Source organism: Geomonas sp. Red32 (assembly GCF_023652955.1).
GTDB lineage: Bacteria > Desulfobacterota > Desulfuromonadia > Geobacterales > Geobacteraceae > Geomonas.
Genome location: NZ_JAKLOY010000002.1, coordinates 332,668 through 351,544, shown reverse-complemented (window position 1 = coordinate 351,544; position 18,877 = coordinate 332,668). Strand labels below are relative to the sequence as shown.

General features: G+C 62.9%; 17 protein-coding genes. 4 read left to right on the top strand and 13 right to left on the bottom strand.

Translation table 11 applies throughout. From position 1 onward, the window contains the following. The first annotated feature begins 29 nt into the window (after positions 1-29). Positions 30-2,717, top strand: a complete 2,688-nt coding sequence (locus L4X63_RS08470; protein WP_250678177.1) for a cation-translocating P-type ATPase — start codon at positions 30-32, stop codon at positions 2,715-2,717. A gap of 236 nt (positions 2,718-2,953) precedes the next feature. Further along, complete coding sequence (locus tag L4X63_RS08465; RefSeq protein WP_250678176.1) at positions 2,954-4,174, top strand: hybrid sensor histidine kinase/response regulator; 1,221 nt, start codon at positions 2,954-2,956, stop codon at positions 4,172-4,174. 18 nt (positions 4,175-4,192) lie between these two features. Here L4X63_RS08465 and mtaB read toward each other — a convergent pair whose 3' ends face one another. The 11 genes from mtaB to L4X63_RS08410 form a co-directional block, all read right to left on the bottom strand. Then, on the bottom strand, positions 4,193-5,485 hold the full coding sequence (gene mtaB, locus L4X63_RS08460) for a tRNA (N(6)-L-threonylcarbamoyladenosine(37)-C(2))-methylthiotransferase MtaB (RefSeq protein WP_250678175.1): 1,293 nt from the start codon (positions 5,483-5,485) through the stop codon (positions 4,193-4,195). Positions 5,486-5,607: 122 nt separating this feature from the next. Further along, positions 5,608-6,288: a serine O-acetyltransferase gene (cysE, locus tag L4X63_RS08455; protein WP_250678174.1), complete on the bottom strand. Its 681-nt coding sequence runs from the start codon at positions 6,286-6,288 to the stop codon at positions 5,608-5,610. A 178-nt stretch (positions 6,289-6,466) separates the two neighbouring features. After that, positions 6,467-7,369: a tRNA (adenosine(37)-N6)-dimethylallyltransferase MiaA gene (gene miaA, locus L4X63_RS08450; protein WP_250678173.1), complete on the bottom strand. Its 903-nt coding sequence runs from the start codon at positions 7,367-7,369 to the stop codon at positions 6,467-6,469. Between the two features lie 98 nt (positions 7,370-7,467). Further along, a complete protein-coding gene (locus tag L4X63_RS08445; RefSeq protein ID WP_250678172.1) occupies positions 7,468-8,856 on the bottom strand; it encodes a S41 family peptidase in 1,389 nt (462 codons plus the stop codon). Between the two features lie 168 nt (positions 8,857-9,024). After that, a complete protein-coding gene (hypE, locus tag L4X63_RS08440; RefSeq protein ID WP_250678171.1) occupies positions 9,025-10,038 on the bottom strand; it encodes a hydrogenase expression/formation protein HypE in 1,014 nt (337 codons plus the stop codon). 42 nt (positions 10,039-10,080) lie between these two features. Beyond that, complete coding sequence (gene hypD, locus L4X63_RS08435; RefSeq protein ID WP_250678170.1) at positions 10,081-11,178, bottom strand: hydrogenase formation protein HypD; 1,098 nt, start codon at positions 11,176-11,178, stop codon at positions 10,081-10,083. After that, positions 11,175-11,408, bottom strand: a complete 234-nt coding sequence (locus L4X63_RS08430) for a HypC/HybG/HupF family hydrogenase formation chaperone (protein ID WP_250678169.1) — start codon at positions 11,406-11,408, stop codon at positions 11,175-11,177. The genes hypD and L4X63_RS08430 overlap by 4 nt, the downstream gene beginning before the upstream one ends. Beyond that, positions 11,399-13,678, bottom strand: a complete 2,280-nt coding sequence (hypF, locus tag L4X63_RS08425) for a carbamoyltransferase HypF (protein WP_250678168.1) — start codon at positions 13,676-13,678, stop codon at positions 11,399-11,401. Before hypF ends, L4X63_RS08430 begins: the two co-directional genes overlap by 10 nt. After that, complete coding sequence (gene hypB / locus L4X63_RS08420; protein ID WP_250678167.1) at positions 13,668-14,594, bottom strand: hydrogenase nickel incorporation protein HypB; 927 nt, start codon at positions 14,592-14,594, stop codon at positions 13,668-13,670. The genes hypF and hypB overlap by 11 nt, the downstream gene beginning before the upstream one ends. 3 nt (positions 14,595-14,597) lie before the next feature. Further along, positions 14,598-14,930, bottom strand: coding sequence for a hydrogenase maturation nickel metallochaperone HypA (hypA, locus tag L4X63_RS08415; protein WP_250678166.1), 333 nt, complete (start codon positions 14,928-14,930; stop codon positions 14,598-14,600). Positions 14,931-14,942: 12 nt separating this feature from the next. Further along, positions 14,943-15,116, bottom strand: coding sequence for a twin-arginine translocase TatA/TatE family subunit (locus tag L4X63_RS08410; RefSeq protein WP_250678165.1), 174 nt, complete (start codon positions 15,114-15,116; stop codon positions 14,943-14,945). Positions 15,117-15,362: 246 nt separating this feature from the next. Here L4X63_RS08410 and L4X63_RS08405 point away from each other — a divergent pair, with 246 nt between their 5' ends. Both L4X63_RS08405 and L4X63_RS08400 read left to right on the top strand, forming a co-directional pair. Further along, positions 15,363-15,953 (top strand): DUF502 domain-containing protein, encoded by a 591-nt coding sequence (locus tag L4X63_RS08405; protein WP_250678164.1) that lies wholly within the window; start codon positions 15,363-15,365, stop codon positions 15,951-15,953. 42 nt (positions 15,954-15,995) lie between these two features. Further along, positions 15,996-16,958, top strand: coding sequence for a D-2-hydroxyacid dehydrogenase (locus tag L4X63_RS08400; RefSeq protein WP_250678163.1), 963 nt, complete (start codon positions 15,996-15,998; stop codon positions 16,956-16,958). A 21-nt stretch (positions 16,959-16,979) separates the two neighbouring features. On the opposite strand, the gene L4X63_RS08395 is transcribed toward L4X63_RS08400, so the two are convergent. Next, the gene (locus L4X63_RS08395) at positions 16,980-17,657 is read right to left on the bottom strand and encodes a haloacid dehalogenase type II (protein WP_250678162.1); all 678 of its coding nucleotides are present in this window, start codon (positions 17,655-17,657) and stop codon (positions 16,980-16,982) included. Between the two features lie 491 nt (positions 17,658-18,148). Next, positions 18,149-18,820 carry a phosphate signaling complex protein PhoU gene (gene phoU, locus L4X63_RS08390; protein WP_250678161.1) on the bottom strand — a complete coding sequence of 224 codons (672 nt, stop codon included), beginning with the start codon at positions 18,818-18,820 and terminating at the stop codon, positions 18,149-18,151. Positions 18,821-18,877 lie beyond the last annotated feature (57 nt).

Sequence of the window (18,877 nt, the reverse complement as noted above, 5' to 3'; positions counted from 1 at the left end):
TGGGAAACGTGGCAAAAGAGGAGTTAGCTATGGCTTCCTTGCGCCCCGATCCATCTTCACCCTGGCACGCCCTGCCGCTGGATGCCGTTTATTCCACGGCCGGGTCGTCCGCCGCCGGTCTCACCGATGACGAGGCCCGCTCGCGCCTTTCCCTGCACGGGCCGAACATCCTCGCCCCCCCGCGCCCCGTCTCCCCGCTTGGCCTGCTGGCGGCGCAGTTCAAGAACGTCCTCATCGCCATCCTCCTGATCGCCTGCCTCCTCTCCCTCTTTCTCGGCCACACGGTCGAGGCCATCACCATCGGCGTCATTGTCTTCTTCGCGGCCCTGCTCGGTTTTGTGCAGGAGTACCGGGCCGGACGGGCCATCGAGGCGCTGCGAAAGCTGGCCGCTCCCTCCGCGCTCGTTGTCCGATGCGGCACCGAGCGGGAACTCCCGGTCGCCGAACTGGTGCCGGGGGACCTGGTGGTACTGAGGGCGGGCGATCGTGTACCGGCCGACCTCCGGTTGGTGGAGTCGTTCAACCTGCGGGCGGAGGAGTCGGTGCTTACCGGGGAATCGGCATCGGTCGACAAGTTCGTCTTCCCGCTCGAGGAAGGGGCATCCCTGGCCGAGCGGGTGAACATGGCCTACGCCGGTACCATCATCAGTTACGGACGGGGGAGGGGATTGGTGGTCGCCACCGGCATGGCTACCGAGTTCGGGGCCATTGCGGGGATGCTGGCCGGGATCGAGGCGGGGCGGACCCCTTTGCAGGAGAACCTGGACCGGGTGGGGGCCCTCCTTGCCCGGGCGGCGGTGGCCGGTGTCGTGGTCATCGCGCTGCTGGGGATCTTGCGCGGGGAGCCGCTGATGAAGATGGTGATCTTCGGGATCGCCCTCGCGGTTGCCGTGGTTCCCGAGGCGCTTCCCGCGGTGGTCACCATTTCGCTCGCCCTCGGCGTCCAGCGGATGGTCCGGCGGCACGCCCTGATGCGGCGGCTCGCCGCGGTGGAGACTCTCGGCGCCACGACCGTCATCTGTTCCGACAAGACCGGGACCCTCACCCGGGACGAAATGACCGTCCGCCGGATCTGGGTGGGGGGCACCACGGTAGATGTGTCGGGGATCGGTTATGCCCCGGAGGGAGGTTTCGGGGTCGGCGGAAGGAAGGTGGAGCTCTTCCCGGCGCTCGCCCGGTTGCTCGAAGCCGCGGTCCTCGCGAGCGATGCCGAATGCCGTTTCGACCCGGTGCAGAAGAGCTGGGTGGCCTGGGGGGATCCCACCGAAGCCGCCCTGGTAGCTGCCGCTGCCAAGGGTGGCGTGGATAAGCCGGCGCTGGCGACCGCCTGGCCGCGGGTGGACGAGATCCCCTTCTCGTCGGAGAGCAAGCGGATGACCACCCTCCACGAGGGCGGGGTCGGGCTCTTCGCCTGCGCCAAGGGCGCCGCCGAGGTCATCCTGGCGGGGTGCAACCGGATTCTTTCCGGTGCCGGCGAGCGTCCGCTCGATGCGGAGGAGCGCGTCCGCGTGCTGGACACCGCCAACGCGATGGCCTCGGTCGGTCTCCGGGTGCTGGCGGTCGCCTCCAAGTCGGCCACTAACCGGATCGAGGCCGAGCGTGGGATGCTCTTTCTCGGCCTGGCCGGGATCAACGATCCCCCGCGCCCCGAAGCCGTCGGGGCGGTGGCCACTTGCCGCAGGGCCGCGATACGGCCCGTGATGATCACCGGCGATCATCCGGTGACCGCGGCGGCGGTGGCGCGCGAGCTGGGAATCCTGGCCGAGGGGAGGGTGGTGACCGGCAAGGAGCTCGCCGCCATGGACGACGCCCAGCTGGAGCGGGAGGTGGAAGGGATCGACGTCTTCGCCCGCGTCTCGCCGGCCGACAAACTGCGGGTGGTAACCGCCCTCCAGAAGAAGGGGGAAGTGGTGGCGATGACCGGCGACGGGGTCAACGACGCGCCTGCCTTGAAGAAGGCCGATATCGGTATCGCCATGGGGATCGGGGGGACCGAGGTGAGCAGGGAGGCGGCGGCCATGACCCTTACCGACGACAACTTCGCCTCCATCGTGGCGGCGGTCGAGGAGGGGAGGGGGATCTTCGACAACATCAAGAAGTACCTGATGTACCTCCTCTCCTCCAACACCGGCGAGATCCTTCTGGTGGCGGTCACCCAGCTCCTCGGTTTGCCGCTCCCCCTGAGCGCGGTGCAGCTTCTCTACGTGAACCTCGCCACCGACGGCCTTCCCGCCCTGGCGCTGGCGGTCGATCCCGCCGATCCCGGCCTCATGCGCCGCCCGCCCCGCAAGGCGGCGGGGGGGATCTTCACGAGGCCGGTGACCTTCCTGATCCTGCTGGGGGGCATCTGGTCGACCGTGGCCAATCTCTTCCTCTTTCTCTGGGCCCGGTGGTCGGGCCGGTCGCTCGCCGAGGCGATGATGGTCACCTTCGTTTCCCTGGTGCTGATTCAGCTGGTCAAGGCATACAACTTCCGGTCGGACCGTCATTCGGTGCTCAGGCGTCCGTTCGCCAATCGGTGGCTGAACGCGGCGGTGGTGTGGGAATTTCTCCTGCTGCTGGTGGTGATCTATCTCCCGGCACTGCGGGAAGCGTTCGGGAGTTACCCCCTTTCGTTAGCGGACTGGGGGATGATCGTGTTGACCGCGGTATCGGTGGCACCGGTATTGGAGCTTGGTAAGTACTTCGTGCGGCGCAGCACCCCATCCTCCCCCTGATCCGGAATAGCAGGCCTCGCGTTCCCCTCTTTGCAAAAGGGGGGACAGGGGGGATTTGATTCTGGCCCGAGCTCCTCAAAGGGGTTTTCGATGCCTGGCCACCTTATGGGAAACCTGGCTGTGACTGAGAGGGAATCATGAGAACGACAAGAAATATTTCCGTGGTATCATAAGATAGATTTCGCGCGAGGTTCTGGCTGATCCGCTGTTGTTGTAACCTGAGAGGGAGTGGAAGTATGAAGGTGCTTGTCGTCGATGACTCCCGCAGTGACCGCAAGGTGATTCGCTTCAACTTCGAATGGCACGGTTGCCAAGTCTTCGAGGCCTCCAACGGCCGCCAGGGGCTGGAAATCGCCGCTGCCGAAAAGCCCGACCTCATCATCTCCGATTGCCTGATGCCCATCATGGATGGCTTTCAGTTTCTCCACGAGCTCAAGAAGCATCCCGACCTCCGATCGACCCCCTTCGTTTTCTATTCATCGGTCTACACCGGCTCCAAGGAGGCCGACCTCGCCCTGGCCATGGGTGCCCGTGCCTTTCTGGAAAAGCCCAAGGGGCCCGATGAACTGTGGGAAGAGGTGGGGAGGGCGCTGACCATTCCGCCGGGGGCGGAGAGCGGTGGGGGGGACGAGGCGCTGAAGGAAGAGGAATTCCTCAGGAATTACTGCCAGATCGTCGCGGGCAAGCTCGAGGAGCGGGTGAGGGATCTCTCCGATGCCAATGACAGCCTGAAGCGTCTCAACGAGGAGCTGGAGAAGCGGGTCATGGAGCGGACCGGCCAGTTGGAGGCCTCCCAGAAGGACCTGGAGATCTTCAGCTATTCAGTCTCCCACGACCTCCGGGCGCCGCTTCGGCACATCGACGGCTTCAGCCAGGCGCTTTCCGACGAGTTCGCCGAAAAGCTGAACAGTACCGGGAACGAATACCTGGACCGCATCCAGAAGTCCTGCCGCCGGATGTTCGACATGATCGACGGGCTTTTGGAGCTCTCCCGGGTCGGCCGTGCAAAGGTGTTGAGGGATAATGTGGATCTCACGGCGCTGGCGCTGGAGGTGGGAGGGGAGCTTGCCAAGCAGTATCCCGAGAGGAAGGTCGAGCTGGTGGCGCCCGAAAAGGTGGAGGTCAAGGCGGACTACAAGATGATCAAGACGGTGCTCGAGAAACTCCTGGCGAACGCCTGGGCCTTCACGGCGCCGGTGGAACAGCCGAGAGTGGAATTATTCGTCACCGAATGGGACGGACGCCCGGCCTACGCGGTGCGCGACAACGGGGTCGGGTTCGATCCCGCCTACGCCGAAAAGCTTTTCGCCCCCTTCCAGAGGCTGCACAGCCAGCAGGAGTTTCCCGGTGTGGGTATGGGGCTCGCCATCGTGAAGAGGATCGTCAACAAGCACGGCGGCGAGGTCAAGGCCGAGGCCGAACCGGGCAAGGGCGCGACGGTTACCTTCACACTTTGATTCCTTCCCTGGATGGTGCTACTCGGCGACCCTTCCCGTCAGTTCCCCACCGTTTGAGCCGGTGATCAGCACGGAGAGTTCCTCATTGACGCGTCCTGCCCCGTTCTCGACCAGGACGGAGAGGTAGTTCCTCGACAATCCCTTTTTCCCCCCGGCGTCCTTCTGCATCAATACCTTGAGTTCCTTCCCTACGAAACCGGCGGCATACTGACTCAGTTTTTTCTCTGACAGAAGGCGCAGTGCCTCGCCGCGCTCTTTGATGAGTTTCGGATTCACCTGCTGCTTCATGCCGGCGGCGGCGGTGCCGGGGCGCACCGAGAAGGGGAAAACGTGCAGGGCGGCCAGCGGGAGGGAATCGATGAACCGGTAGGTTTCCTCGAACTCTTCCCCGGTCTCGCCCGGGAAGCCGACGATGACGTCGGCGCCGATGAAGATGCCGGGGACCGCTTTGACCAGCGACTCGACCACGCTCCGGTAAAGGGCGGTATCGTAGCCGCGGTTCATGCGGGCCAGCACGCTGTCCGAGCCGCTTTGGAGCGGGAGGTGGATGTGCGGACAGACGATGCTGGAGCGGGAGAGGAAGTCGATCGTCTCCTGCGGGACTTCGGTCGGCTCCACCGATCCCACCCTCAGGCGGGGAACCAGGGCGGCTTCCTCCACCTTCTCCATGAGCTGGAGGAGGCCGGTCTTCGGGGTGAGGTCGAGGCCGTAGGCGCCCAGGTGGATGCCCGTCAGCACGACCTCCTTGAATCCCTGCTCGACAAAGGATGCGATGGCCCCGAGCGTTTCCTCGGGAGTGACACTCCGGCTGGCACCGCGTGCGAAGGGAACGATGCAGTAGGCGCAGCGGGCGTCGCAGCCGTTTTGCACCTGGAGAAAGGCGCGGGTGTGCTCGGCGAAGCTCTCGAGCCTGGCGCCTTCACCGGTGGTCCTCTGCGAGATGTCGGAAACCACCGCCTTCGGCTCGTCACCGATCTCGGCCAAGAGGGAGACGATGTCCTTCTTCTCGCTGTTTCCAAGGATCAGGTTGACTCCCGGCGTCTGGAGGAGCTCTTCGGCGGACATCTGGGCGTAGCAGCCGGTCACCACCACGCGTGCCTCCGCGTTCTGCCGCGAGGCGCGCCGGATCAGGCGTCGGGACTCGGCGTCGGTCTTGGCCGTTACGGTGCAGCTGTTGACCACGTAGATGTCGGCCCGCTCGGAGAAGGGGACGATTTCGTATCCCTCCTTGGCGAGCGCTTCAGTCATAGCGGCGGATTCGAACTGGTTGATCTTGCAACCGAGGGTGCTTATGGCGATCTTTTTGGTCATAAAGGGTGCGGATCTCTTGGCAGGAGTAGTAAAGCGGCGTCGGGATAAATAGAACGCGGCCGGAGGTATATTACACTCCGGCCGCCGTTTCTGTCACTGAGGAAATTGATGAAAAATTTTCGTCAGGCTCCGGTTCCTTCCATCTTCTGTTTCAGGGCCTCGTGTTCCTTGGCCAGAGCGGTGTATTTCCTCTCCAGCTCCCTGATCTGATCAAAGAGGCAGGAGATGGCTTTCGCTTCCGGGTCCGGCATCTTGCCATGCTCGAGGTCCATCTTCTCCTGGGGCTTTTCGGTGGCCATGACCACGCGCCCCGGGATACCGACCACGGTGGAGTTGGGGGGGACTTCTTTTACGACCACCGAGTTGGAGCCGACCTTGGAATCCTTACCGACCGTGAAGGGGCCGAGCACCTTGGCACCGGAGCCGACCACCACGTTGTCCATCAGGGTGGGGTGGCGTTTGATCTTCTCCCAGCTCACCCCGCCCAGGGTCACGCCGTGGTACAGGGTCACGTTGTTGCCGATCTCGGCGGTCTCCCCGATGACCACTCCCATGCCGTGGTCGATGAAGAAGCCCTTGCCGATGGTGGCCCCCGGGTGGATCTCGATACCGGTCAGGAAGCGGCCGATGTGCGAGGTAAGCCGGCCGAGGAACCAGAAATTATGCTTCCAGAACCAGTGGCCCACTCTATGAAACCAGACGGCATGCAGGCCGGGGTAACAGAAGATCACTTCCAGCGTGCTGCGTGCTGCAGGATCCCTGTCAAATACGGCCCTGATGTCCGCCTTGAGAGTCTTAAACATCGGCGTGCCTCCCCGGTTTTGTGTTTCGATGTACGCCCAGCGTAATCGTCAAGGATTATCTCGTAACATACCACACTGTTTGCGTCAACATTTAACTATCTTCCCCCTCCCCTGGAGGGAGAGGGCGAGCGAGTGGGGGCAGCATCCACACCGTACCGAAGCCGGCCTCCCCCTCACCCTAGCGCTTCCCCTCAAGGGGGAAGGGGATCCCCGTCGAGACGATTTCCATCGCTTCGGCCAGGGGATCGCCCGCGCCGTCCACCCAGTGGATGGTTACCCCATGCTTCTCCATCCTCTTGAACCAGTTCTCCTGCTTCTTGGCGAAATCATGGATGGCGGCGTTGAGCTTCTGGAACATGTCGTTCCGGGTCAGCTCACCCTTGAGATAGCGCGCCACGTAGCGGTACTCGAGTCCGTAGTAATCGAGCCGCTCCCACGATGCACCCTTGTCCACCAGCCGCTCCACCTCCTCGATCATCCCCGATTCCAGCCGTTCCTTGAGCCGGGCGGTGATCCGTTCCCGGATCCTGGTACGCTCCCACCTGATCCCCAGCACCAGCGGCCTAATATCCGGCCAGCTTTCCTCCCCTTCGACCGTATGCTCGGCGATCTCGATCGCGCGGACCAGGCGCTCCCGCTCGGTCAGATCGGTGGTGTTGTGGAGGTTCGGGTTCGCAAGCCGCAGCCGCCGGGCCATCTCGTCCATCGGCATCCCCGCGAGCTCGGCGCGCAGGGCGGCATTCTCCGGGACCTCGATCAGCCGGTAGCCGCGCAAAACGCAGTCCAGGTACATCCCGGTCCCGCCAGCGAGGATCGGCAGCCGCCCCCGGTGCGAGATATCGTGAAAGGCGTCGAGAAAATGGCTTTGGAAGCGGAAGAGGTTGAACTCCTCGCCGGCGGGAAGGATGTCGATCAGGTGGTAGGGAACGCCGCGGTATTCGTGCAGATCTTTACCGGTGCCGAGATCCATGCCGCGGAAGACCTGGCGGGAATCGGCGGAGATGATCTCGCCGTTCAGCCGTTCGGCGAGCTCCACTGCCAGCCTGGTCTTTCCCGACGCCGTCGGTCCCAGCACTGCCAACAGGTTGCCCTGCCGGGGAGTGGAAACTCCCTCCCCTTCAGGGCGAGGGGAGGAAGTCGGATGGATGGATGCACCGGTGGTGCACGTTCCGGAGGAGATCAACGCCCGGTAGCCTTCAGCAGGTTGACCCCTTTGAGGAGGTCCAGCGCGCGGGCAACCTGGTTGTCCGCCTTGGCGATATCGATATCCGCAATGGTCCCGTGCGGGATGGGCTTTACGAGCTTCAGATTTTTGTGCGGATCGGCGGGCTCCTTGGCCGGTGCCTGCGTCTTCGTCTGGTCATCCGCCGGAGCCGACATGTGACCCTCGAGGTCCTGCTCGCGCAGGTCGTCGTCCTTGTCGTGCTCTTTGACCGGCTTGGCCGGCTTGCGCTGGAACTCCACCACGATGTCCGGCTTGATCCCCTTGGCCTGGATCGAGCGGCCGCTCGGGGTGTAGTAGCGCGCGGTGGTCAGCTTCAGGCCGTCGCCGTTAGGCAGCGTGATGATCGACTGCACGCTCCCCTTGCCGAAGCTCTGGGTTCCCATGATCACGGCGCGTTTGTGGTCCTGGAGCGCACCGGCCACGATCTCGGAGGCGGAGGCGGAGCCGCCGTTGATCAGCACGACCATCGGGTAGTGCGGTTCCTTCTCGCCGACGTAGGCCATCATGCTGCGCTGGGAGGCTTCTTCGCGCCCTTTGGTGGTGACGATGAGCCCGTCGGTGTTGAGCCCTTCGCCGATGAAGCGATCGGCCACCATGACCGCCTGGTCGACGAGGCCGCCGGGGTTGTAGCGGAGGTCGAGGATCAGCCCCGAGAGCGGCGCACCGTTGTCGGCTTTCAGCGTCTCCAGCGCGTGCCGGAAATCCTCGCCGGTGTGCTCCTGGAATTCGGAGATCCTGATGTATCCGTACCCCTGTTCCAGAAGCTTGGCCTTGAGGCTCTTGGTTTTGATGATGGCCCTGATGAGCGGGAAGGTCAGGGGAGGGCTGTCTTTGCGGAGGATGGTGAGGGTCACCTTGGTTCCCGGAGTCCCCCTCATGCGGCTCACGCACTCGTCGATCTTGAGACCCTTGACGAACTTGTTGTCGATCTTGACGATCTGGTCGCCCGCCTGGATCCCCGCCCGGAAAGCCGGGGTGTCCTCGATGGGAGCGTTCACGATCAGTTTCCCCTCGATCATCTCCAGCTGGATCCCCAGGCCGCCGAACTCCCCTGCCATGTGGACCTTCATTTCGGTGTAGTCGGTGAGGGGAAGGTAGACGCTGTGCGGGTCGAGGGCAGCCAGCATTCCGTTGATGGCGCCGGTCATCAGCTTCTTGTCGTCGACCTTGTCGACATAGCTCGTCCGCACTATCTCGACCACTTCCTTGAACATGTTGAGATATTCGGCGTCGCTTCGCCCCCCGCCTCCCAGGTGGCGGATCATCGGGACCAGCAGCACGATCAGCAAGGAAAAGACTACGATGGCGGTGAGGACGGTGAGGGCGGTGCGTTTGGTCGTCATTGCGTGGCGCCTTTGTGTGGAAATGTGGCGGTGGAAACAAGTAAAGGTGAACTGTAAATTCTGCCGAGGGAGATGTCAACTCCCTAGTGATACAACGAATATTTCTCAAACCAAAAAGCCCCCCTGGGGGATGCCAGGAGGGCTTTTGCCGGCTGCGGGGGGGGGGGATCAGCAGATCCGGGGGAGTTGCTCGCCGGAGAGCATGTCGACGGCGCGGGTGCCGCCTATCGAGGTGACCATCTGGAGCCGTCCGGTCCCGGCCGCGGTGACTTCCCCGATGACCGCCGCATCCTTCCCGAGCGGGTGTTTCCGCATCCGCTCAAGGACCCGGTCTGCCACCTCGGGGGCCACGATGGCCAAGAGCTTCCCTTCGTTGGCGACGTAGAGGGGATCCAGCCCGAGCACCGCGCAGACTCCCTTCACGGCCGGCTTCAGGGGGAGGCTTTCCTCGTCCAGGGTGAGCGTCACCCCGGACTGGAGCGCGATCTCTTTCAGGGTGGTAGCCACCCCGCCACGGGTCGGGTCCCGCAGGACATGGACCGCTTCACCCGCCTCGTCGATGATCTCGGCTACCAGGCCGTTCAAGGCGGCGCTGTCGGTGGTGATGTCGACGTCGAGGTCGAGACCTTCCCGCTTGGCCATGACCGCGATGCCGTGGTCGCCGATGGTGCCGTTCACGATGATCCGGTCCCCGGGCTTCGCGTTGTCCCCGGTGATCCCGAAGGGAACTCGCAGGACGCCGATCCCCGAGGTGTTGATGAAGATCTTGTCAGCCTTGCCGCGCGGCACGACCTTGGTGTCCCCCGCCACGATGGAGACCCCCGCCGCTTCCGCCGCCTCCCGCATGGAGGCGAGGATCCTGGCGAGCTCCGTTTTGCTGAACCCTTCCTCGAGGATCAGCCCCACGCTGATGGCGAGCGGCTCCGCTCCGACCATGGAGAGGTCGTTGACGGTGCCGTTGATGGCGAGGTCGCCGATGTTGCCGCCGGGGAAGAAGATCGGATCGACCACGTAGGAGTCGGTGGTGAAGGCCAGCCGCTCTCCGTTCACCGCCAGCACAGCGGCGTCGTTCTGGGCCGACTGCGGAATACCGGAAAGGGTGGGGATGATCAGGTCGTCCAGCAACTGGTGGGAGAGTTTCCCGCCGCTGCCGTGACCGAGCAGGATGAGATCGTTGTCCAAGGTGCGCTCCTTAAGTCCCCCCCTTTGACAAGGGGGGAGTAATTATTCCGTGCGGCCGTACTTGTAGGCGGCGGCGCAGCTTCCTTCGGAGGAGACCATGCAGGCGCCCACCGGTGCCTCGGGGGTGCAGAGCTTGCCGAAGAGGGGGCATTCGAACGGGGAAAGCTTCCCCTTCAGGACCTCGCCGCACTGGCAGCCTTTCGGCTCCCGCGGTTCCTCCACCTCGACCGGTATGGCCCGGGTGGCGTCGAAGGCTTGGTACTGTGCGGAAATCTCCAGCCCGCTGCCGGGAATCACGCCGATACCGCGCCAGGCGGCATCGGTAGGGGTGAAGACCTCCTTCAGTACCTGCTGGGCCTTCACGTTCCCTTCCCAGGTCACGAAGCGGCTGTACTGGATCTCCACCTCGCTTCGTCCCTCGACTCTCTGCTTCACCAGCATCTCGACTCCATGCATGACGTCGGCCGGTTCGAAGCCGGTGGCCACGCAGGGGATGCCGTGCTTTGCGGTGAGGAAACGGTAGGCGTTGGCGCCGATGATGGCGCTCACGTGGGCCGGACAGAGGTAGCCGTCGATGCCGAGATCGGGATCGGCGGAGAGCACCTCCATCGGGGTCGGCATGGTCTTGTGGGAGGCCAGCACGAAGTAGTTGGTGAGGCCGCGCCGGGCCGCCACGATGATGCTGCCAGCGATAGTGGGCGCGGTGGTCTCGAAGCCGACGCCGAGGAATACCACCTGCTTGTCCGGGTTCTTGGCCGCCAGCTCCACTGCGTCGAGCGGCGAATAGACGACGCGGATGTCGGCTCCCTTGGCGCGCTCCTGCATGAGGCTCGAGGTCGATCCGGGCACCCTGATCATGTCGCCGAAGGTCGCCACCACGGTGCCGGGGCGGCGGGCGTAGGCGACGGCCTGGTCGACGTAGCCGACCGGGGTGACGCAGACCGGGCAGCCGGGGCCGGAGATGAGCTTCACGTTGGCGGGGAGCAGGGAGCGGATCCCGTACTGGTAGATCGACATCGTGTGGGTGCCGCAGACCTCCATGAAGGTCATGGTCTTGCCGGTTCCCGCCGCCATCTCCCCGATCCTGGCCGCGAGCCCCTTCACATATTCCTTGCTGCGGAATTGGGAGAGATCGATCATGTCGGCTCCACTCCCAAATCGAGGCACTCGCGCATGAGGGAGAGGGTTTCCAGCGCCTCCTGCTCGTCGAGTTTGCTGATGGCGAAGCCGGCATGGATCAGGAGGTAATCCCCCACCTTGGCCTCCTCGCTCAGCATCATCAGGCTCGCCTCCCGCTTGACGCCGTCAACCTCGGCAACCGCCATATCGTCGTTGATGCTCACCACCTTCATCGGTACCGCTAAGCACATTCGAAACTCCTTGCTGCAATCATGGCCTGCCCCAGGGCGATGCCGCCGTCGTTGGGAGGGGCCAGGCGTTGGGTGAATACCTCGAAACCGTTCTCTGAAAGGAGGGAGCATATCCCCTCGGTCAAAAGCTTGTTCTGGAACACTCCGCCGGAGAGGGCGACCCGGCCGATTTTGGTTTCCTGGCGGATGGCCCAGCAGGTCTCCGAGATGACGTCCGCCAGCGTGTTATGGAAGCCGCGGGCGATATCGGCCACCGGCCTGCCGGAAGCGGTATCGTCCACTATCTGGCGGATCATCGGGGAAAAGTCGACCAGGTAGCGCCCCTGGAAGAGGGTTACCTGGTAGCGATAGCAGCCATCCCATTGGGACGATTCCGCCACCGCTTCCAGTTCGATGGCGGCCTGTCCCTCGAAGGCGACGCGGTGCCGCAGGCCGATCAGCGAGGAAACCGCGTCGAAAAGCCTTCCGCAACTGGAGGTGAGGGGCGAATTGATCCCGCGCTCCAGCATCCTCAGAAAGAGCTTCCGCTCCAGACCGGGGACCCGCTGCACGCAGGCGAGCGGCAGATCGAAGACCGATTCGCCATAAATGCCGTAGAGGTAGGAGAGGGCCATCCGGTACGGCTCCTTGACCGCGGCGTCACCGCCGGGAAGGGGCTGGGTAACGAAATTGCCTTTGCGCTCGAAGTGCGAGTAGTCCCCGATGAGGAACTCGCCTCCCCATATGGTCCCGTCCGTTCCGTACCCGGTGCCGTCCAGGATGACGCCGATCGCCTCTCCCTCCACGCGGTTTTCAGCCAGGCAGGAGGCGAGATGGGCGTGGTGGTGCTGGACGCCAACCTTGGCGATTTCCTGGCGGGAGTGGGCGTAGGCGGTGGAGAGGTAGTCGGGATGGAGATCGTGGGCCACCACCTCCGGGGTGATTTTCAGGATCCGCTCCAGGTGAAGGACGGTCTCCTCGAGGGAGGCCAGGGTGGCGGCATTGCCGAGGTCGCCGATGTGCTGGCTCAGGAAGGCTTTCCCGCTCCGGGCCAGGCAGACGGCACCTTTGAGCTCGGCCCCCACCGCCAGCACGTTGCGGGGAAGGGGAGGAACGGTGATCCCGCGGGGGGCGTATCCCCGGGAGCGCCTCAGGAAGATGGGATTTCCCCTGAAGACCCTGATGACGGAGTCGTCGGTCCTGGTCTGGATCTCGCGGTTGTGGAGGAGAAAAAAATCCGCCAGTCCCTTCAGCCGTTCCCGGGCATCGTCGTCGCGGTAGCAGATTGGCTCGTCGGAGAGGTTGCCGCTGGTCATGACCAGGGCTCTGAAGTTCCCCCTAAGCAGCAGGTGGTGCAGCGGGGTGTAGGGGAGCATGATGCCGAAGTAGCCGTTGGTCGGAGCCACCTGCGGGGCGATGCTGTTCCCCTCCCGCTTCTTGAGGAGCACGATGGGGCGTTCGGGACCCTCCAGGAGCTTTCGTTCCGTGTCGTCGAAGACCGCGAGCTGGGCAACCGCGGCGAGGTCGGGTGCCATCAGGGCGAACGGCTTGTCGTCCCGCTTTTTACGGTTCCGCAATTCGCGCACCGCCGCCTCGTTGGTGGCGTCGACCGCGAGGTGGTATCCCCCCAGCCCCTTGATGGCCAGGATCTTTCCGTCCTTGAGGAGGTCGATGGCTTTGTCGAGCGGGTTCCCCTCCGCGGGGTTTCCGTCACGATCGGCCAGTGAGAGGGTAGGGCCGCAGACCGGGCAGGCGTTTGGCTGGGCGTGGAACCGGCGGTTGGCGGGATCCTCGTACTCGGCCCGGCATGCCTCGCACATGACGAAGGGAGCCATGGTGGTGAGGGGCCGGTCGTAGGGGACCCCCTTGATGATCGAGTAGCGGGGGCCACAGTTGGTGCAATTGATGAACGGATAGCGGTAGCGACGGCCGGCGGGATCGAAAAGCTCGGTCAAACAGTCGGGGCAAACGTCGCAGTCGGGGGAAATCTGGACATCGGTTCCGTCGCCGCCGCTTTCCCGGATGGAGAATCCCTTCTCTTCCTCGCAGGCGATCTCCTCGACGGACGAACGGTCGATGCGGGCAAGCGGCGGAGCGAGGGGTGGGATCTCCTCGGCCAGACGGCCAACCACCACTTCCGGCCCCTGCGCCTCGATGATGACGCCGGAGGGGGTGTTCATCACCCAGCCGGACAGCGAACGGGAAGTGGCCAGCCGGTAGATGAAGGGGCGGAAACCGACCCCCTGCACGATCCCTTCGATCCGGATCCTGATCCGGCGGTCAGTGCCCATCGCTTCCCGCGGCCAGTGCTTTCCCGGACTCGGCAGCAAGCCACTGGTACCAGGCGTCCATTCCCTGGCCGGTCTTGCTGGAGACTTCGAAAATGAGGATGTTCGGGTTGACCTTGCGGGCGTAGGCCTTGCACTTCTCCACGTCGAAATCGAGATGAGGAACGAGGTCGACCTTGTTGAGGAGCATGACGTCGGAGTTATGGAACATGGTGGGATACTTGATCGGCTTGTCCTCGCCCTCGGTGACGCTCAGGACGGCTACCTTGTGGTGCTCGCCGAGGTCGAAAGAGGCGGGGCAGACGAGGTTGCCGACGTTTTCGATCATGAGGATGTCGAGGGCTTCGAGGTCGAACTGTTCCACGGCATGGCAGACCATGTGGGCATCGAGATGGCAGCCGGCACCGGTGTTGATCTGCTTGACCGGGACGCCGGTGGAAGCGATGCGGACGGCATCGTTGTCGGTCTGCTGGTCGCCTTCGACGACGCTGAAGGTGAAGTTGTCCTTGAGGTCCCGCAGGGTCCGCTCGAGGATGGTGGTCTTGCCGGAACCGGGGGAGCTCACCAGGTTGAGGACGAAGACCCCCTTTTCCTTAAAGAGTGCCCGGTTGAGCGCAGCCAGCCGGTTGTTCTTGGCGAGGATGTCGGATTCGACCTTGATGGTTTTCGGGGCAGAGGCCGTCTGCTCTTCCTTGTGGTGATGGCCGTGTTCGTGCCCATGGCTGTGACCGTGCTGGTGCCCATGACCGTGGCTGTGGCTATGCCCGTGGTCGTGCCCATCTCCGTGGTCGTGCCCGCCGTCCTTGCCGTCATGGCTATGGGAATGGCCGTGATCGTGGCCGTGGTGATGGTCGTGGTCGTGATGATGGTCGTGATCGTGCTGATGGTCTTCGGGACCGCACCCGCAGGTCGTACACATGGCTTACTCCACCTCCAATTCTTTTACTCTCAACTCTTCACCGGCAACGACCTCCACCTGGTAGCCTCCGCAACTCGGGCAGGGATCGTAATAGGCTGCCACGGGAAAATCGGCATTGCACTGGTGGCAGCGGGCCCGGCCGGGAATCCGGTCGATCTCCAGCTTGGCACCGTCCAGCAGGGTTCCCTTGGTGCAGGCCTCGAAACAGAATTCCACCGACTCGGGGACGATGTTGCTCAGTTCCCCTATCTCGAGAGCGACCGCAAGGACGCGCCGGCCTCCGGCGTTCTCCTCGCAGATCTCGACGATGCTCTGGGTTATCGACATCTCATGCACGGGAGGGGTACCTCAGGATTCCTTCTTGGGGGTGATGTCGATGGCGTCTTTTCCTTCGGAAGCGTTCTTGAAGTTCCGAATGCTCTTGCCGACTGCGCTGCCGATCTCGGGAATCCGGCCCGCCCCGAAAATGACCACCACGATAACTAGTAAGATCAACAACTCAGGTATACCGAATCCGAACATTGCTACCTCCGTGCTGCGCCGCTTTGCGCGGCCCATAATTAGTCGAGGAGAATACCACATCAGACCGGCCAAGCGCGAGGGATTTTAGTGCCGGCTTGTGTTTACACAATAATGCGGGGTGGGGAAGAGGGGGGGCGAAGTGGGGGGAAGTGCCACCAAAGAGACTGGTTCGCCCAACAGGGCTAAAACGATTGACTTTGTAGGCTCCTCTGTAGCATAAACCATGCGATATCCACAGGAGGCGAGATGGAAGGGTTTATCAGGCATCTGAAGGCAAAGTTCATAACCGGCCTGTTCGTGGTGGTACCGGTGGGGATTACCATCTTCATCCTGAAGTTCCTCTTCAACTTTGCCGACGGTATCCTCGGCACCTATCTCGATTCGGCGGTGACCATCTTCACCCAGCGCGAGTACCACGTTCCCGGGCTGGGGATGCTGACCGGCGCGGTGGTCATCTATCTCAGCGGAATCCTGGCCACCAACGTGATGGGAACCCGCATCCTGCGCTGGTGGGACGAGCTTCTTTCCCGCATCCCGCTCGTCAAGTCGATCTACAACTCGAGCAAGCAGCTCACCCAGGTGTTCAAGGAGGGAAAGACCTCCTACCGCCGCGCCGTCTTCGTCGAGTGGCCCCGCAGTGGAGTCCGGGCGGTCGGCTTCGTGACCGGCGAGGTGTTGCGTGACGGGGAGAAGCTCGTGGTCGTCTACGTTCCCACCATGCCCAATCCGACTTCCGGATTTGCCCTCTTTTTCAGGGAGACCGAGGTGTACGAGAGCGGGATGACGGTTGAGGAGGCCGTAAAGTTCGTGGTCTCCGGCGGCGCCGTCGTCCACTGATCCCCCTCGCGAAAAAGATCTTCCTTTCCGGAGGCAGCCCCAATGAAACTCGTAGTCCTCGACGGCTTTACTCTTAACCCCGGCGACAACCCGTGGGATCCGGTTGCGGCTCATGGCGAGCTCACCGTTCATGAGCGCACCCCGGACGACCTGATCCTGGAGCGCTGCTTCGGCGTCGACATCGTCCTGACCAACAAGACCCGGATGAACGCCGCCACCATCGCGGCCCTTCCCAAGCTGAAACTGATCTGCGTGCTGGCCACCGGCTTCAACATCGTCGACCTCGAAACCGCCGCCCGCCTCGGCATCCCGGTAGTCAACGTCCCCGAGTACGGGAGCGACTCCGTGGCGCAGCACACCATTGCGCTGCTACTGGAACTGACCAACAAGGCCGGCTGCTACGACGCCGCCGTCAAACGGGGGGAGTGGAGCCGCTCCCGCGACTTCACCCTGATGAACGACCCTTTGACCGAGCTGTGTGGCAAGACCATCGGGATCGTGGGGATGGGAAGGATCGGTGGCCGGGTGGCCCGCATCGCCCAGGCCCTGGGGATGAGGGTGGTGGCCCATAACCCCAACCGCCGGGTTTCGCCGGAAGGTGTCGAGGTCGAGTGGCTCCCCCTTGACGACCTCTTTGAGGCCGCGGACGTGGTGAGCCTCCACTGTCCGCTTACCGAGGGGAATCGCAACCTGGTGAATGCCGAGCGTCTCAAGCTCATGCGTCCCCATGCCTTCCTGATCAATACCTCGCGCGGGCCCTTGGTGAACGAAACGGAACTGGCCTGGGCGCTCAACCGTGACGAACTGGCCGGAGCTGCCGTGGACGTCGCCTGCAAAGAGCCGATTCCCGCCGACAGCCCCCTCCTCACCGCGAAGAACTGCATCGTCACGCCGCACATCGCCTGGGCTACCCTTGCCGCGCGGCGCCGGTTGATGGCCACCACCGCAGAGAACATCGCCGCCTTCTTGGCCGGCACCCCCCAGAACGTGGTGAACGGTCTGTAGCCGAGGGCGGGGAGGTTTCCTTTACCGGTTCTCGACCTCGGCGATGGCGGTCTCCAGTTCTCCGAGGGAGCGGACCGTCACCGTCGGTTCGATTCCCCAGGGATCGAAAACCGCCCCCTCCGAGCGCTTCAGCCACGCCGCCCTCATTCCCGCCGATACCGCGCCTATCACGTCGAAAGGGTTCCCCGAGACGAGCCACGCGCTACCGCCTGCCCCGGATTGCCTGAGGAAATGGCTGTACACCGCAGGATTCGGCTTGAACGACCTCAGATCGTCCACGCTCACCACCCCCATGAAGAGATCACGTATCCTCGCCGTCTCCAGCAGCTTTTCCACCGCTTCGGCAGTCCCGTTCGAGAACGCGAAGATCCGGTATCCTTTTTCCTGCAGACCGGCCAGTGCTTCCCGAACATCCGGAAAAGCGGGAATGGTGCGGTAGGTTTCCAGCAGGTCAACCTTCTGCTGGTTGGTCAATGGCGCACCTAGTGCCAGGCTGGTATAGCTCAAAGCGTCCCTGGTGCAGACGGCAAAACTCTCATAATTTTGCATGAGGCCGCGCCTGAAAGAGTACTCCAGCTGCTTCTCTCTCCATCTGCGTGAGAATTCCCGCGGATCGGCCACCATTCCCTCAAGCTTGTGTACTACACCTTCCGTATCGATGAGTGTGCCATAGACGTCGAATCCCAAAGTTGCTCGCATGGTTCCTCCTGTGACATGTACCGCATTGATAGGGAAATGATGAAGCAACTCGCCTCCTTGTCAAAGGGCAGATATGGTGGATTTCTAGAAAATCTTCACACTGCCGTTGTCTTCCCGACACAGTACGGTAACATGTAGCTGCTATTGTTACTTCGAACAAATAAAAGGAGAATGAGAAATGAAGACGATGGCAATGAGTGATTTTTATGTATGGTACTGTGAGTGGTGTGATTCCCGCAATTTAACCCCCTGGAAAACCACTGCCGCGGGGCAGGTTTGCTGCGGCGGTTGTCATAAGGAATTCCCGGTCGTTAAGGGGAGGGTGGTCGGCCAGTAGTTGCCGATTCGCCTTCCCGCGTCTCACCTGAACAACGCAAAAAGGGCACACCTCTTCGGTGGGCCCTTTTGTTTTTGAACGTCCCCCTTGTCAAAGGGGGGGCTTCGTTTCCCCCGAACCTTGGAAGATCCTTTGTGGAAGGGGGGAGCCGGGGTTAGGCGATGGTGTGGCGGATGTCCTTTCCCTTGACCATGAAGATCACCATCTCGGCCACGTTGGTCGCGTGGTCGGCGATCCTCTCCAGGCATTTCGAGATGTAGTTGACCTTGATCGCGCGGGCGATGGTGGTCGGGTCGCCTATCATGAAGGTCAAAAGCTCCCGCTGGATCTGTTCGTTCAGATCGTCCACCACCTGGTCGTCCTGGCAGACCTTGATGGCCAATTCCACGTCCCCCCGTACGAAGGCATCGAGCGCCTCCTTGACCATGGTGGAGGCCGCCGCCGCCATGCGGGGGAGGTCGATGTACGGCTTCAGGTTCGGCTCGGAGTTGAGCTCCTTCACCCGTTTGGCGATGTTGGCGCACTGGTCCCCGATCCGCTCGAGGTCGGTGACGATCTTGAGGGCCAGGGTGATGAAGCGGAGGTCGCGGGCGGCGGGCTGACGGCGGGCCAGCACCTGCAGGCACTTCTCGTCGATCTCCATCTCCAGGGTGTTGATCTCGTGGTCGAAGACGATGGTCCTTTGTGCCAGCTCGGTATCGCGATCGACCAGGGCCTGCATGGCGTTGGCGATCATCGCCTCGACCTTGCCCCCCATCACCAGCAGTTTTTCCCGTATCTCGTTCAGCTCGTTGTCGAACTGCTTGCTGAAATGCTCTCTTTCCATAACTTCTCCAGAACTTCTCTATTTGTCGGTGCCGGTACGGTCAACGTTCCGGTTCTA